A 17258-nucleotide genomic window follows, 5' to 3' on the forward strand; every position below is an offset into this window, starting at 1 on the left:
TTAAATTTATTTAAGTTTTTTCTTAACTTCTACTTCATGGAAAGCTTCAATAACATCTCCAATGTTAATGTCATTGTAGTTCTTAATTTGCATACCACAATCGTATCCTTTAGAGACTTCTTTGGCATCATCTTTAAATCGCTTAAGCGAGTCTAAAACACCTGTGTAAGTTACAACTCCATCGCGTATTAAACGTATTTGAGAGTTTCTAAATATTTTACCATTCATTACCATACAACCTGCAATAGTACCAACTTTAGAAACTTTAAATATTTCTCTAATTTCAGCAGTACCTGTAATCTCTTCTTTAACCTCTGGAGATAACATACCTTCCATTGCGTCTTTAAGATCATTTATGGCGTCATAAATAATAGAATATGTTCTAATATCGACTTCTTCTCTATCTGCAATCGTACGTGCATTTCCAACAGGACGCACGTTAAATCCAATAATAATGGCATCTGAAGCTGTTGCAAGTAATACATCACTTTCAGTAATAGCACCTACACCTTTATGCAGAATATTTACTTGAATTTCTTCTGTAGACAGCTTCTGGAACGAGTCAGTTAATGCTTCAACAGAACCATCCACATCTCCTTTAAGGATAATATTAAGCTCTTTAAACGTACCTAAAGCAATACGACGTCCAATTTCGGCTAGCGTTAATGTTTTAGTTGTTCTTACATCTTGTTCACGTTGTAATTGTGTACGCTTAGTTGCAATTTGCTTAGCTTCACGCTCATCTGCAAATACGTTAAACTTATCACCTGCTTGAGGTGCTCCGTCTAAACCTAATACAGATACTGGTGTTGATGGTCCAGCTTCCTGTACATCATGACCACGCTCATCTTGCATCGCTTTAACTTTACCACTATTTTTACCTGCAAGTACATAATCACCTACACGCAAAGTACCAGCTTGAACTAATACTGTAGATACATAACCTCTACCTTTATCTAAAAAGGCCTCAACTACGGTTCCTACTGCTGGTTTATTTGGATTAGCTTTAAGCTCTAATAATTCTGCCTCAAGTAATACCTTTTCTAATAATTCTTTAACACCTGTACCTACTTTTGCAGAGATATCATGAGACTGGATTTTTCCACCCCAATCTTCTACAAGTAAATTCATTTGTGCTAAACCTTCTTTAATTTTTTCTGGATTAGCGTGTGGCTTATCAATCTTGTTTATGGCAAACACAATTGGTACACCTGCTGCTTGTGCATGAGATATTGCTTCTTTTGTTTGAGGCATAATATCATCATCCGCTGCTGCTACAATAATAGCAATATCTGTAACTTGAGCACCACGAGCACGCATCGCTGTAAAGGCTTCGTGACCTGGTGTATCTAAGAATGCTATTTTTTGACCATTATCTAATTGTACACCGTAAGCACCAATATGCTGCGTAATACCTCCAGACTCTCCTGCAATTACATTTTCTTTACGAATGTAATCTAATAGAGACGTTTTACCATGATCTACGTGTCCCATAACGGTTACGATTGGTGCACGTGGCTCTAAATCTTCTGGCTTATCTGCAACGTCTTCTATTGAAACATCAATATCAGCAGTAACAAATTCTGTTTTATATCCAAACTCTTCTGCAACGATCGCAATAGTTTCAGCATCTAAACGCTGATTCATTGTTACCATCATCCCTAAAGACATACACGCTGAGATAATTTGTGTTACTTGAACATCCATCATCGTAGCTATTTCGTTTGCTGTAACAAACTCTGTAACTTTAAGTATTTTGCTTTCTGCAGCTTCTATTTGTTGATCAATTTCTGATTGCTCTCTATGTTGATCTCTTTTCTCTCTTCTGTACTTAGCACCTTTACCTTTAGAAGATTTACCTTGTAATTTTTCTAAAGTTTCACGTACTTGTCTTTGTACTTCTTCCTCACTTGGTTCTGCCTTTACAACAGGACCTCCTGATTTACGACCACCTGGTTTTTTACCTTTGTATCTGTCGTTACCACCTCTTGAAGGTGATGAAGACGTTCTATTATCTCCTGGTTTAGATATACGACGACGCTTCTTTTTATTTGCGTTATCATCTTTTTTAGGATCTTCTTTTTTCTTTTTAGGCTTGTTAAACTGAGATAAATCAATTTTCTCTCCTGCAATTTTAGGACCAGAAAGTTTAGTATACTTAGTTTTTAAAGTCTCTTCAACAGGCTCTTGAGGTTTCTCTTCTTCCTGTGGCTTAGCGACTTCCTTTTTAGGCGTAATAGCAGGCTTAGCTACTACTTTAGAATCCGGTTTAGATTCTGTCTTAGCTTCAACTTTAGTTTCTACCTTAGGCGTTTCTTTAGCTTCTGGAGTTTTCTCAACTTTAACAGGCTCTTTTTTAGGCTCAGGAACTACTTCTTCCTTTTTAGCTACTTTTTTACCCGAATCTAAATCTATTTTGCCAACAGTTTTAGGTCCAGAAAGCGCCTTAGAAGCTTTGATAACTTCTTCCTCTTTTTTGAGCTGAGCAGCTTTAGCTGCCTTAACAGCTTCTTCTGCTTTTTGCTTTTCTTCTAACTCCTTTTCGCGTTTGATACGCAGCTCTTCTTTTTCTTTATTCTTTGCTTCGTTAACTTCTTGAGACGCCATTTTTTTGCTAGCATCTTTTTGAAATTCATTTGAAAGAATACTGTACGTTTCCTCTGAAATTTTGGTAGTCGGACGCTTCTCAACCTCTACACCCTTAGAATCTAAAAATTCTACAGCGCGATCAAGAGAGATGTTAAGCTCACGTAATACCTTATTTAATCTAATTGTTTCAGCCATAAATTGCCTTTAACCTAATTTCTTTTTTTCAAATATATGTTAATCTTCGAACTCTTCCTTAAGAATTCTAATAACATCTAAAATTGTTTCTTCTTCTAAGTCAGTTCTTTTGACTAGATCTGCCACATCTTGCTCTAAAATACTTTTTGCTGTATCTAGACCTGCTTTACTAAATTCTTTGATAATCCAATCCTCTATTTCATCAGAGAATTCTCTTAACTCTACATCTTCCTCAGCTCCTTCTCTTAACACGTCAATTTCGTAACCTGTTAATTGACCAGCTAATCTAATGTTATGTCCACCTCTACCAATTGCTTTACTTACTTCTTCTGGCTTTAAGATTGCTTCTGCACGTTTGTTTTCTTCATCAATCTTGATTGAAGTTACTCTTGCAGGACTTAAAGCTCTGGTAATATACAATTGTAAGTTGTTAGTGTAATTGATTACATCAATGTTTTCATTACCTAATTCACGAACAATACCATGTATACGCGATCCTTTCATTCCGACACATGCTCCAACAGGATCAATTCTATCGTCGTAAGAGTCAACCGCTACTTTAGCTTTTTCTCCAGGAATACGAACTACATTTTTAATTGTAATTAAACCATCAAATACTTCTGGTATTTCTGATTCAAAAAGTTTTTCTAAGAACTTTGGTGATGTTCTGGACATTATAATTGTTGGCTTATTACCTTTAAGCTCAACACTATCAATAACACCTTTTACATTATCTCCTTTTCTAAAAAAGTCAGAAGGAATTTGCTTATCTTTTGGTAATATGATTTCGTTTCCTTCATCATCTAACAAAATTACAGCTCTGTGACGAATATGATGTACTTCTGCTGTATATAAATCTCCAACTAATTCTTGGAACTGCTTAAATACGTTAGTATTATCGTGTTCATGAATTTTAGAAATTAAATTTTGACGCAATGCTAAAATTGCACGACGACCTAAATCTATTAATTTAACCTCTTCAGACACATCCTCTCCAACTTCAAAATCTGGCTCGATTTTTCTTGCTGCTGTTAACGAGATTTCTTGATTAGGTTCTTCAACTTCACCATCTGCAACAACAACACGATTTCTCCAAATCTCTAAATCTCCTTTATCTGGGTTTATAATAATATCAAAATTATCGTCATCTCCAAATTTTTTCTTCAATGCATTTCTAAATACATCTTCCAAAATAGCCATTAAGGTGACACGATCTATTAATTTATCGTCTTTGAATTCTGAAAAAGATTCAATTAACGCTATATTTTCCATAACTCTATTTGAATTAAAATTTTATTATAACTTTTGCTTCTACAATATCTTTGTAAGCAATATTTTCTTTTTTGTTTACTGTAACCTTACCCTTACCTACTGGTTTTGGCTCTCTAGCCTTCCATTCTAAAGTAATTTCATCCTCATTAGCTTCGGTTAAAACACCTTCAATATTTCCAGTACTTGTCTTAACACCTAAAGTTCTTCCAACATGTTTTGGATATTGTCTTGGTAATGTTAAAGGAGCAGCTGCACCAGACGACATAACCTCTAATGCAAAGTCATGTTCTTCTCTATCAATATTATGCTCGATAGCGCGACTAACAAACATGCAATCTTCAACTTTAACACCTTGATCTCCATCAATAATAATATTAATAGCATTCTCTCCATTAACACTAAAATCTATTAAAAATAAATCTTTGCGCTCTGTTAAGGCCTCCTCTAGTAAACTTTTGACTGTATTTATAAACATTTTTAAGTATAAAAAGAGGGGACTTTTAGTCCCCTCAATTTCAGTTTTTCTCTTGCAACGCTGCAAAGATACATAATTTTATTGATTTTCATAACTTTTTAAAAGTCATTTTTTATTACTAACTTTATAATAAGTTCTTTATTAACCATCTAAATCAACATTATGAAAAAACTATTAGTCCCAACTGACTTCTCCACTGAAGCAGAAAATGCAGTTAAAGTTGCTGCTCAATTAGCAAAAAAACATAATTGCGAATTAATATTATTACATATGCTAGAGCTTCCTTTAAACCAATTAAGCACTAATGGTGGTACTCCTGCTGATCTACCTGAGGCTGTTTTTTTTATGAAATTAGCACATAAAGAATTTGAAAAAATACTTGATAAAGACTATTTAAAAGGCATAACGGTTCATGAAGCAGTAGATTTTAATGAAATTTCTAAGGGTATTCTTGAAACCTGTAAAAATCATGATGTCGATTTAATTGTCATGGGATCTCATGGTGCAGAAGGACTTAAAGAACTTTTTATTGGATCTACCACAGAAAAAGTTGTTAGAACCTCCAACACACCTGTTCTGGTTATTAAAAACGAACATGACAATTTTGATATAAAAGAATTTGTGTTTGCTTCAGATTTTAAAAATGACAACAAAGAAACTTATGTACAAGCGGTAAAACTAGCTAACCTTTTTGAGGCTAAAATCCACTTACTTAATGTTAATACACCAAGTAACTTTACCACAACAGCAGCCTCCAAAGTTAGAATGAGAGATTTTATAGCCAATTCAACTTTTGATAATTACACGATAAACATATATAACGACGAAACAATTGAAAAAGGTATATTAAATTTTTCTAGAATAATAGATGCCGATTTAATAGGAATTAGCACACATGGACGACAAGGTATTGCTCACTTTTTAAACGGTAGCATCAGCGAAGATTTAGTCAATCATGCTAAACGACCAGTCATTACTTTTAAGATATAAACAAAAAGGTATTAAATAAAAAAGCTTCCTAAAAAAGGAAGCTTTTTTTTGTTGGCCCACTAGGTTTCGAACCTAGACTCTTTGGTACCAAAAACCAACGTGTTACCAGTTACACCATAGGCCAATCTCGTAATGAGGATGCAAATTTAATACAATTATTTATTCACGCAAACATTTTTTAAAAAAAATTTAAATTAAAACTTAACGTTAACTTAAAAACCGTGTCCGTTTGATAATAATTACTAAATTCGCAACACATAATAAACCTATAATTTATGATGACTTTTAACTTTAAAAAATGGAACTTAATACTTAGTTGGTTCGCTTTTTTAATTGCTCTTATCACTTACACGCTTACTGTGGAACCTACCGTAAGTTATTGGGATGCTGGAGAATATATCTTAACCTCTTCAAAATTACAGGTTGGACATCCACCAGGAGCACCACTATTTCAAATGTTTGGAGCGGTGTTTTCAGTGTTTGCTTTAGACCCTTCACAAATTGGTTATTTAATGAATATGATGAGCGCTGTTTCTAGTGCTTTTGCTATTTTATTTATGTTCTGGACAATTATTTTATTGTTAGAAAAAATAATTGGACAACCAGAAAAACTTGAAAAAGGACAACAATTTGCCATTTTGGGTAGTGCTTTTGTAGGAAGTTTAGCTTTTGCCTTCACGGATTCATTTTGGTTTAACGCTGTAGAAACCGAAGTTTATGCTATGGCTACTTTAATAATGACTGTCATGTTTTACTTAGGTTTACGCTGGGAAAAAGACATGCATAAACCTAGAGGTAATCGCTGGCTAATACTAATAGCCTTTGTTGTAGGTCTTTCTTTTGGAATTCACTTTATGGGATTATTAACCATTCCTGCGATTGGCTTAATCTATTATTTCAAAAACTATAAAACAATAACAATTAAAAATTTTATAATAGCCAATATTGTATCGGTTGCTGTATTGTTATTTGTATTTAAATTAATGTTTCCAAATGTATTAAGATACTTTAGTGCGTTAGAATTGTTTTTTGTTAATCAAATAGGATTGCCTTTTAATTCTGGCTCAATAATAGCAGGAATATTGCTTATTGCAGCATTTTACTACGGACTAAAATATACACGAGCTAAAAAATTATATCATATAAATACAGGTATTATATGCTTACTATTTGTATTAATAGGCTCTTCAACTTGGTTAATGTTACCTATTAGAGCAAATGCAAATGTTGTTATTAATGAAAACAACCCTTCTAGTGCCAGAGAACTTTTGGCTTATTATAATCTAGAACAGTATCCAGAAACACATTTATTTTACGGACCATTATTTACTGACCAATACACTGGTTTAGATGAAAACGAACCGTATGTAGATGATAAACCTAAATACGAAAAAGACGAAACAGCAGGTAAATACATTATTGTTAACGATTATAAACGTGCTAAACAAAACTTTAACTCTAAACAAGCTGCTATTTTACCAAGAATGTGGAGTGGAGAAAATGCTGAAAACTACATGCTGTTTACTGGCTTTTTGGAATTTAGTCTTAAACCAGAATACCAAGGGGAAGATCGATTAGTACAATCTATGATTGACTTTAAAAGTGATGTTGCTAAAGGTGCAATTGATTATGAAGATTATCATAACTTTTTAAAACAATTTGGACAATTTATCAATATTGAAAAACCATCATTAGCTAGCAATATCTCTTACCTATTTGAATACCAACTAGGTTATATGTATTGGAGATATTTTATGTGGAATTTTACTGGTAGACAAGATGACTTACAAGGTCGCTATGACCAACATGGTAATTGGATTAGTGGTATTAAATTTATTGATGAGTGGCATTTAGGACAATCTCAAGACAATCTACCAAGTGATGTTGCCGATAATAAAGGTCGCAATACGTATTTTTTCTTCCCATTAATTTTAGGATTAATAGGCTTATTTTTCTTATTCAATAAAGACAAAAAATTATTTTGGGTTACCTTGGTATTTTTCTTATTTACAGGATTAGCAATACAAGTATATACCAACGTTAGACCTTTTGAACCGAGAGAACGTGATTACTCAGTCGTAGGATCGTTTTATGTATTTGCAATATGGATCGGACTTGGTGTCTATGCTATTTTTGATTTATTAAAAAAATACGTATCAAACAAAGTATTAGCTCCAACTATTACTTTAGCGTGCTTACTATTAGTCCCTGTTATAATGGCGTCTCAAAACTGGGATGACCATGATAGATCAGGTAAGTATACAGCTTTAGCTATGGCTAAAAAATACTTAGATTCTTGTGGAGAAAATGGTATATTATTCTCCATTGGTGACAATGATACATTTGCCTTATGGTATGCCCAAGAGATTGAAAACTATCGTACAGATGTACGTGTAGTAAACACTAGTTTATTTCAAACGGATTGGTATATAGATCAAATGAAGCGTAAAGCTTATAAGAGTGATCCTATTCCTTCTAGCTTAACCCACGATAAATATAAGCATGGAACAAGAGAATATTTAATGAAACGTTTACGATCTAAAGACACTTTAGACATTGCTACATTTATGAATTTTATAACTAGTGATGATCCAAAGACAAAACTTAAATATGCTTTACAACAAGAAGGAGAAGATTACACACAATATCCTCAGCAATTTTTAAATGCTAACTATTTTCCTGTCGAAAATATCAGAGTACCAGTAGACAAACAATCTGTTTTGGCTAATGGTATTGTAAAAGCAAAAGATAGCGACTTAATAGAAGACTATGTTGACATAACAATAACTGACAATGCCATAACAAAAAACCGTCTATTAATGCTTGATATTGTTGCTAGCAACAATTGGGAACGACCTATATACTTTACAGGTGGAGCTTTTGGAAACGATGACTACATTTGGATGAAAGATTACTTACAACTTGATGGTATGGTGTATAAACTAGTCCCTATAAAAACACCTGTAGCTAGAGCAAATCCATTTGATATGGGACGCTTGGATACAGAGTTTATGTATAATAAGGTTGTTAATTGGGATTGGGGAAATAGTGGCAGTGATCAAATTTACCATGATCCAGAAACTAGAAGAAACTCAATTACATACAGAGGAAACTTAGCAAGATTAATTGAAAATTTAATTAATGAAAATCAATTAGATAAAGCTGAAGAAATAGCAGACATAGCTATGAAAAATATGCCTGTTAATAAGTATGGTCATTACACCTTATTAGAGCCTTATATTAGTGCCTACTATGAAGTTGACAATCAAGATAAAGCCAGACAACTATTTACAGAAGTTGCTACCAAATATCAAGAAAATTTAAAATACTACAGCACCTTAACTAGAAATAATCAAGATAACAACTTTACTGAAATACTTACAGATATTGAGCGATACAAAGCTTTAGTAGATGTTTTAGTTGAATATGACAGAGAATTTGCCAAAGAAGAATCTATGACTTTTACTAACTATCTAGAATTGTTTAAACAATATTATGATAGCGAGCCTGAGCCAGAAACTAATCCTGCACCAACAGACAAAGATTTTTTACAGCAATTAGATACTGTTTTAAAAAGCGAATAGATGCCTGTTTTTCCTGCAAAGACACCAAAATTAATACAACGCCTTTTTCCAAAATACATTTGGAAAAAGGCGTCTTTGTCTAAGACTATTTATTTAACTTTTGATGATGGTCCTACACCTAAAATCACACAATGGACTTTAGATCTTCTAAAAAAATACAATGCAAAAGCAACATTTTTTTGCATTGGAGATAATATAAAAAAGTATCCAAATATTTTTAAATCTGTTCTAAATGACGGTCACACAATAGGCAATCATACCTTTAACCATCTTAAAGGGTGGCATACAGATACTAATAGTTATGTAGAAAATGCTGAAAAAGCGCAACAGTTAATCGATCCAGACAACAAGCATCTGTTTAGACCTCCTTTTGGGAAAATCAAACGTAAACAAGCCAATCAATTAATTAAAAGAGGTTATAAAATAGTAATGTGGAGCGTTATATCTTATGACTGGGAAGTCAAAGTTACACCAGAACAATGCTTACAAAATGTTATAAAAAATAGTACTTCGGGAAGTATTATCGTATTTCATGATAGCATAAAAGCATCAAAAAACATGCAATACGCACTACCTAAAGTTTTAGAGTATTTTAGTAAAAAAGGCTATCAGTTTAAAGCGCTTTAAACAAATTGCTGTACAATACTTATCAAAGTATTAGCATCTTGTTCGCCACTTTGACGCCATTTCATTTCTCCATTTTTATAGATAATTAAAGTTGGCAATCCTTTGACACGTAAAGCTTCGGATAGTTCTTGATTTTTGTCAACATCTATCTTTATTACTTTTGCCTTATCACCTAGTGCTGCAGCTACATCGCGTAAAACTGCGTGCATGGCTTTTGATGGCTCATTCCATTCTGTAAAAAAGTCTAACAGTACAGGAATTTCGACATCTATTAATTCTCCAAATTTTGACATTTGATTTTCAGTTTAGTTCAAACTAGTCACTAAAATATAACATTTAGTTGTAATTAAGCAATTTGCGTCCCTTTTTTAAGTTCTATGACTGTTATTTCTGGCCAAATTCCTACACGTCCAGGATAAGCTAAATAACCAAAACCTCTATTAACATTAATGTATTGGCCTTTTTCTTTATAGATTCCTGCCCAATGTTTATAACGCCATTTAACAGGACTCCATTTAATCCAACCCGGAATTTCTATTCCAAACTGCATGCCATGTGTATGCCCACTTAACGTTAAGTGATAGTGATTACTATGGTCTATTACCTGTTCTGCCCAATGTGAAGGATCATGCGATAGCAATACCTTAAAATCATCTGAGGCAATATTATTTGACGCTTTATCCAAGTCTCCAGCTTTTTTAAAACCACCTATTCCCCAATTCTCTACACCTACTAATGCTATTTTTTGTCCATCTTTTTCAATGTAACGACTTTCATTTAATAATAAATCAAAACCAATCTCTTTCTGGATAGATTTTAATTCATTTAAATTATCATGTTTATCTTGCTCTGTTGCCCAATCTACGTAATCACCATAATCATGATTCCCTAATACAGAAAACACACCATCTTTTGCTGTAAGCTTAGAAAAGGTGTCTTTCCAATCATACATTTCGGATGCTTTATTATTAACCAAATCTCCTGTAAACAATATGACGTCTCCTTGTTGCTTGTTTACTAAATCGACAGCGTAATTAATTTTTTCTTTATTATCAAAACTTCCAGAATGGATATCACTAATATGTGTCATTTTATAGCCATCAAACGCGTCTGGTAAATCTTCAAAATGTAATGTGTATTTTAAAACTTTATAATTGTATCGTCCTTGATACATACCATAAAGCAACGAAGCAAATGGTATTGCTGCCAGACCTAATCCAATTTGACTTATAAATTTACGTCTAGAGGGTAGATAAAAGGATTCTTTAGTAATAAAATATTTATCATATAGGCTTATAAATGATCTAATAATGTCCTCTCCTATTAATATTGGAACAAGCACTAAATTAAAAGCCATAAAGGATAACAAAAAACCAATAGCATAACCTCTACCTCCTGATATCACTCTACCTTCAGATGGTGATGCAAATTGATACACCATATTTAAGGCAACAACAAGTGCTATTGCAAAAAACAAATAATGTACCCAACTTGATTTAAATACTGTCTTAATAGCCTGAAAACCATAAACAGTTAATAATATATATAAAAGTGAAATAATAATTAGACGTGTCATAACTTAGTTTAGACTACAAATTTAACTAATATGACAATCAATTATCTTAGCAATTTGTTAAACGTTTTGATTTTTAATTCTTTATGCCATGTCCTTTTTATTGTTATAAGGTGATTTATTATTTTATTTTTCTGTTTTAATTAAAATTAATGAAGCCTTTAAATCTGTTTATATATTAAGTACAAGTACTGGTCATAGAATTTTTTGAAGCTTCATTTTTAATTATATTAGAGGCTTATAAAAGCTATTCTTTCTAATGAAACTAAAATTAACCGTGTTTTTGATCCTATGTTTTATCATTTCTAGCTGTAATGACAAAACCGAAAATAAAAAACCAACAACTACAGAAAAACCATTAATAGCCTATGTTAATCCTTTTATTGGAACTGGAGGTCATGGTCACACGTATCCAGGAGCAACTATGCCTTTTGGAATGATGCAACTTAGTCCAGACACACGACTAGAAGGTTGGGATGGTTGTTCTGGATACCACTATAGTGATAGTTATATCTATGGTTTTTCGCACACACATTTAAGCGGAACTGGTGTTTCGGATTATGGTGATATTTTAATCATGCCAACCAATAAGGTTAATTTTAACAATGGTGCAGATGGTAAACCTGGTTATCGTGCTTATTTTTCTCATGATAATGAAATCGCTCAACCTGGTTACTACAAAGTCCATTTAGATAGCACCAATATTAATGTAGAATTAACGGTTTCTAAACGTAGTGGCATACACAAATACAGTTTTCCTTCGGCTGAAAATCAAGTTGCAATTGTAGATTTATTGCATCGTGATAAGGTTATAGATGCTAAAATTACAAAGGTTTCGGATACGCAAATTGAAGGCTATCGTTTTTCGGAAGCTTGGGCAAAAGATCAGCGTCTGTATTTTGTTATTAAAACATCACATACTTTTTCAGATGTGCTCCAATCTCCACCTCAACAAGGTCAAAAAGGTGCTCAAAAAATAGCGTTAAAATTCAATAACCCAAACAACCAACCTGTTTATTTAAAAATAGGTATTAGTGCTGTAGATATTGAAGGTGCCAGAAAAAACCTTAAAGAAGAAATAGGAGAACATACTTTTGAAAAGGTAAAAAATACAGCTCAAGATATTTGGGAAAAACAATTAAAAAAAATTGTAATTCAAGATAATGATGTTGATAACAAAACCAACTTTTACACCTCAATGTATCACGTTGCTTTAGCACCTAATTTGTATCAAGATGTCGATGGTCGTTATCGTGGTATGGACATGAAAATTCACACCACTAAAGATTTTGATTATTACACAGTTTTCTCACTTTGGGACACCTATCGTGCAGCACACCCTCTATACACCATCATAAATCAAGACAAAACCAACGATTTTATAAACACCTTTATTGCTAAATATAACGAAGGTGGTATTATGCCAATTTGGGACTTAAGTGCCAATTACACAGGTTGCATGATTGGTTATCACGCAGTACCAGTTATAGCAGATGCCTACTTAAAAGGCATAAATAATTATGATGTCGACAAAGCTTTTGAGGCCATGAAACATAGTACAACAAGAGATAAATTAGGCCTAAAAAGCTATAAGCAATTCGGTTATATTCCTGTGGAAGAAGAAAGCGAATCGGTTTCTAAAACCTTGGAATATGCTTATGACGATTGGACTATTGCTCAAATGGCAAAAAGTTTAGGCAAGTTAGACGATTATAAAACGTATTCGGAAAGAGCACAATATTATAAAAACAGTTTTGATCCCGAAACGCAGTTTATGAGAGGTCGATACAGAAACACCTGGTTTGCACCTTTTGATCCTTACGAAGTCAATTTTAATTACACTGAGGCTAACGCTTGGCAATACAGTTTTTACGTACCACAAGACGTCTCTGGTTTTACGACACTTTTAGGCGGAAAAGACAAACTAGACGCTAATTTAGACAAGCTATTTGTTGCAAAAGACCAAACCTCTGGACGACATCAAGTGGATATTACAGGCTTAATTGGGCAATACGCACATGGCAACGAGCCTAGTCACCACATGGCTTATCTTTATAATTTTGTAAATAAACCACACAAGACTCAAGAAAAAGTCTATCAAATTTTAACAGAATTATACAAAAATAATCCTGACGGAATCTCAGGTAACGAAGATTGTGGTCAAATGAGTGCTTGGTACATTTTTAGTAGCCTAGGTTTTTACCCTGTAACACCTGGTAGTAATGACTATATTATCGGGACACCTCTTTTTGAAAAAGCAACCATTAATTTAGAAAACGGTAAACAATTCACAATTTCGACCGACAATTTAAGTTCTAAAAATATTTATATCGCTTCCGCAGAATTAAATGGCAGTCCGCTAAATCAGTCTTTTATCAATCATTCAGATATTATCAATGGTGGCACACTTCATTTTAAAATGACAGATCAACCCTCTACTTGGGCTTCAAAAGATAACCAAGTACCTAAAACCGAAATTACAGAACACCTCATCACTCCTGCTCCATTTATTGCAAAAGGTGATATAGCCTTTAAAGGCGAAACTGAAGTTGTTTTGAATAATGTAGACAAACAAGTTGCAACTTATTACAGTCTAGACAATCAAAGTTTTAAACCATACCAACAACCCTTTACTATCTCTAAAGCTTCACTGTTGCAAGTCTATTCAGAAAAAAACGGAATTAAAAGTGCCACTATCCAAACCCAATTCTATAAAATAGATCCAAATATTTCAATTAATCTAGAAACCGAATATGCAAATCAATATAATGGTGGCGGAAACAACGCGTTAATAGATGGTATTTACGGAACACAAGATTTTAGAACCGGAACTTGGCAAGGTTATCAAGACAAAGACTTAATAGCAACTGTTGATTTAGGTAGCGCAAAACAAGTAAATCTTGTCACATTAAATTTTTTACAAGAACAACGATCATGGATTTTTTATCCAACCCAAGTGAGTTGTTTTGGCTCGACAGATGGTATTAATTTTAAACCAATAGATACTACTCAATTTGTTAACAACACACAACCTTCTGAAGACACAGAAATAAAAAAGATCTTCTTTAAACAAGTACCAAAACCATATCGTTACATAAAAATCATAGCAAAAAAACTAGGCAAACTTCCAGAATGGCATTTAGGTTACAAGCATAATGGTAGAAGTTGGCTTTTTGTGGACGAAATCACTATCAAATAACATTTATAACTATATTTAGGACAAATTAAAAACCAAACAATGGAAAACCAAAATAACAAATCTGCTTTAACAACCTTAGTTACTGTCTTCTTTTTTTGGGGATTTATAGCTGCTTCAAACAGTGTATTTATCCCTTTTTGTAAAACCTATTTTGATATCGATCAGTTTCAATCGCAATTAGTAGATTTTGCTTTTTATGGTGCGTATTACATTGGCGCCTTACTATTGTTTATAATATCTAGCACAATTAAAAAAGACATCTTAAATGCTTGGGGTTATAAAAACGGAATTATCTATGGATTACTACTTTCTGCAATTGGCGCTTTTGTTATGTATCCTGCAACAGCTGGAGCAGAACAAGGACAAACTAGTATTTTTTATTTTGTATTAATAGCACTTTTTATTGTTGGACTTGGTTTTTCATTACAACAAACCACTGCTAACCCATTTGCTATTGCATTAGGAGACCCTAAAACTGGCTCACACAGATTAAATCTTGCAGGCGGAATCAACTCCTTTGGGACTACCATTGGACCAATTGTAGTTGCATTTATCATTTTTGGTTCTACACCTTTATCTGGTGATGAGTTGGCTGCTATGATTAAAAATAACGAGATTACACTTAACACTGTACAGATGCTATATTTAGGAGTTGGTGTCCTATTTTTATTAGCAGCAGCATTATTTTATTTCTCAAAAAAATTACCAGCTTTAAAATCTGAAACTGCTTTTGAACCAGCTAATAAAGCTAAAAACTTATTAATTGTGTTAACCTTAATAATCATTGGCTGTTTTGGTTACATTTTTAGCACTTATACAGGTAATGAAGTTTCTTCAGAAGGTTTAGAAAATAAACGTTTAGTCTTTTTAATTATCGCATTAGCTGCTGTTGTTGGCTGTTTAGTATTTGCTTATTCTAGTTCTTCTAAAAAATCAGAAGGTTGGGGAGCAATGAAGTATCCTCAGTTAGTTTTAGGGATGCTTGCTATTTTTACATACGTTGGTGTAGAGGTTACTGTTGGTAGTAATTTAGGTGAACTACTAAAAAAAGCAGTAGACGGAACAACCCTAAACGAATTAGGCTTACCAATCCTGAACGATGCACAAATCGCACCTTATATTTCACTGTATTGGGGAGGATTAATGGTTGGTCGTTGGGTTGGAGCTATTACAGTTTTTAACCCAAGTAAAGGCTTAAAAAAATGGCTATTAATTATAGTGCCTTACGTTGCTTTTGGAGTCATATTATTGGTCAATTTTGGAAAATACTCGTCTAACCAAATCTTATTTTTCGCCATATGCGTTGCAGTACAAATTGGAGGTTTCTTTTATGCTAAAGACAATCCAGTTACAACATTAAAAACATTTAGTTTATTGGGTGTTTTAGCTATGGTAATCGGACTATTAACTTCTGGTAACGTCGCATTATTTGCTTTTTTATCTGGAGGATTGTTCTGCTCAATTATGTGGCCTTGTATATTTACTTTAAGTATTGCAGGTTTAGGCAAATACACGTCTCAAGGATCTGCATTTTTAATAATGATGATTTTAGGTGGAGCTATTATTCCGCCTTTACAAGGTAAATTAGCAGATGTTTTTGGTATACAAACGTCCTACATTATGGCTGTATTATGCTTTGGCTATTTATTATTTTATACTTTCAGGACTAAATCTATTTTGGACAAACAAGGTGTAACGTATTAATTTCATAATATGGATAGAAGAAAATTTTTAAAAAACGCATCATTAACCAGTATTGGTCTTGCAGCAGGAAGTTCTGCTCTTGCTTGCGCTAAAATTGATAAAAATTCATCTGATGTAACTCAACAAAAAGAAGACACTACTAGTATTATAGATAACACTAATTTTCCTGTATCCATTTGTACTTGGGGTTTTGTAGATGCCAATGCAAAAGCGGGTCAAACGTTGGAACAAGGTGTAAAAGCTTTAGATGCTGCAATTGCTGGTGTCGCTATCGAGGAAGAAAACCTTACCAATACAACCGTTGGTAATGGTGGTGCACCAGACAGAGATGGTCAAGTAACGCTAGACGCTTGCGTTATGGACAGTTCTGGAGATTGTGGTGCTGTTGTTTGTGTCCAAAACATTATTAATGTTGCGCTTCTTGCTAAAAAAGTAATGACAGAAACACCTCACGTTATCTTAGCTGCAAAAGGTGCCGAAGATTTTGCCTACACACAAGGCTTTAAAAAAGAAAACCTACTTACAGAAGCCTCAAAAAAAGCATGGGAAGACTGGAAAAAAACTTCAGAATACAAGCCTATTATTAACATAGAAAATCATGATACCATTGGTATGTTATGCTTGGATAAAGATGGTGACATTGCAGGAGCTTGTACAACCTCTGGATTATCTTATAAAATGAAAGGACGCGTTGGCGACTCGCCAATCATAGGCTCTGGATTATATGTTGACAATCAAGTTGGTGGTGCAGCTGCTACTGGTTTAGGTGAAGAAATTTTAAAAACCGTAGGAAGCTTTTTAATCGTAGAGCTGATGCGAAACGGAATGCATCCACAACAAGCTTGTGAAGAAGCCATAAACCGTATCGTCAATAAAAACAAAAACCACAAGGATTTTCAAGCAGCCTACATTGCGATTAACAAAGCAGGTCAAACGGGATCTTACTGCATTCATCCTGGATTTGCGTACATGAAATATCAGCATGGTAAAAACGAAAGAATCTTATCTAAAGCATTCTTAAAAGCTTAATCAATAATTTACTGTTTTAAG

11 protein-coding genes and 1 tRNA gene are annotated in these 17258 nt (G+C 33.4%); 6 read left to right on the forward strand and 6 right to left on the reverse strand.

Annotated elements, in window-relative coordinates; all coding sequences use genetic code 11:
• Positions 1–6: 6 nt before the first annotated feature.
• The 3 genes from infB to rimP are packed head-to-tail and all read right to left on the reverse strand — an operon-like array spanning position 7 to position 4531.
• Positions 7–2784 carry a translation initiation factor IF-2 gene (infB, locus tag JM82_RS11065; protein WP_145003671.1) on the reverse strand — a complete coding sequence of 926 codons (2778 nt, stop codon included), beginning with the start codon at positions 2782–2784 and terminating at the stop codon, positions 7–9.
• 39 nt (positions 2785–2823) lie between these two features.
• Entirely contained in the window at positions 2824–4056 is a 1233-nt protein-coding gene (gene nusA / locus JM82_RS11070; protein WP_145003674.1) for a transcription termination factor NusA, read from the reverse strand.
• A gap of 13 nt (positions 4057–4069) precedes the next feature.
• Positions 4070–4531, reverse strand: coding sequence for a ribosome assembly cofactor RimP (rimP, locus tag JM82_RS11075; RefSeq protein ID WP_145003677.1), 462 nt, complete (start codon positions 4529–4531; stop codon positions 4070–4072).
• 162 nt (positions 4532–4693) lie between these two features.
• On the opposite strand from rimP, the gene JM82_RS11080 reads away from it, so the two are divergent.
• Complete coding sequence (locus JM82_RS11080; RefSeq protein ID WP_145003680.1) at positions 4694–5521, forward strand: universal stress protein; 828 nt, start codon at positions 4694–4696, stop codon at positions 5519–5521.
• 51 nt (positions 5522–5572) lie between these two features.
• On the opposite strand, the gene JM82_RS11085 is transcribed toward JM82_RS11080, so the two are convergent.
• Positions 5573–5645 (reverse strand) — tRNA-Gln (locus tag JM82_RS11085).
• A gap of 151 nt (positions 5646–5796) precedes the next feature.
• Between JM82_RS11085 and JM82_RS11090 the strand changes: the two genes are divergently transcribed.
• Positions 5797–9105 (forward strand): DUF2723 domain-containing protein, encoded by a 3309-nt coding sequence (locus JM82_RS11090; RefSeq protein ID WP_145003683.1) that lies wholly within the window; start codon positions 5797–5799, stop codon positions 9103–9105.
• Positions 9106–9732 carry a polysaccharide deacetylase family protein gene (locus JM82_RS11095; RefSeq protein WP_145003686.1) on the forward strand — a complete coding sequence of 209 codons (627 nt, stop codon included), beginning with the start codon at positions 9106–9108 and terminating at the stop codon, positions 9730–9732.
• Here the strand turns inward: JM82_RS11095 and JM82_RS11100 are convergent.
• Positions 9729–10025 carry a thioredoxin family protein gene (locus tag JM82_RS11100; protein ID WP_145003689.1) on the reverse strand — a complete coding sequence of 99 codons (297 nt, stop codon included), beginning with the start codon at positions 10023–10025 and terminating at the stop codon, positions 9729–9731. The genes JM82_RS11095 and JM82_RS11100 overlap by 4 nt on opposite strands.
• 53 nt (positions 10026–10078) lie before the next feature.
• On the reverse strand, positions 10079–11308 hold the full coding sequence (locus tag JM82_RS11105) for a metallophosphoesterase (RefSeq protein ID WP_145003692.1): 1230 nt from the start codon (positions 11306–11308) through the stop codon (positions 10079–10081).
• A 256-nt stretch (positions 11309–11564) separates the two neighbouring features.
• On the opposite strand from JM82_RS11105, the gene JM82_RS11110 reads away from it, so the two are divergent.
• Genes JM82_RS11110 through JM82_RS11120 form a run of 3 tightly spaced genes read left to right on the forward strand, consistent with a single transcriptional unit; the run spans position 11565 to position 17237 of the window.
• Positions 11565–14504 carry a GH92 family glycosyl hydrolase gene (locus tag JM82_RS11110; RefSeq protein WP_145003695.1) on the forward strand — a complete coding sequence of 980 codons (2940 nt, stop codon included), beginning with the start codon at positions 11565–11567 and terminating at the stop codon, positions 14502–14504.
• 39 nt (positions 14505–14543) lie between these two features.
• Entirely contained in the window at positions 14544–16208 is a 1665-nt protein-coding gene (locus JM82_RS11115) for an MFS transporter (RefSeq protein ID WP_145003698.1), read from the forward strand.
• Positions 16209–16217: 9 nt separating this feature from the next.
• Positions 16218–17237, forward strand: a complete 1020-nt coding sequence (locus JM82_RS11120) for a N(4)-(beta-N-acetylglucosaminyl)-L-asparaginase (protein WP_145003701.1) — start codon at positions 16218–16220, stop codon at positions 17235–17237.
• Positions 17238–17258 lie beyond the last annotated feature (21 nt).

This window comes from Olleya sp. Hel_I_94, from assembly GCF_007827365.1.
GTDB lineage: Bacteria > Bacteroidota > Bacteroidia > Flavobacteriales > Flavobacteriaceae > Olleya.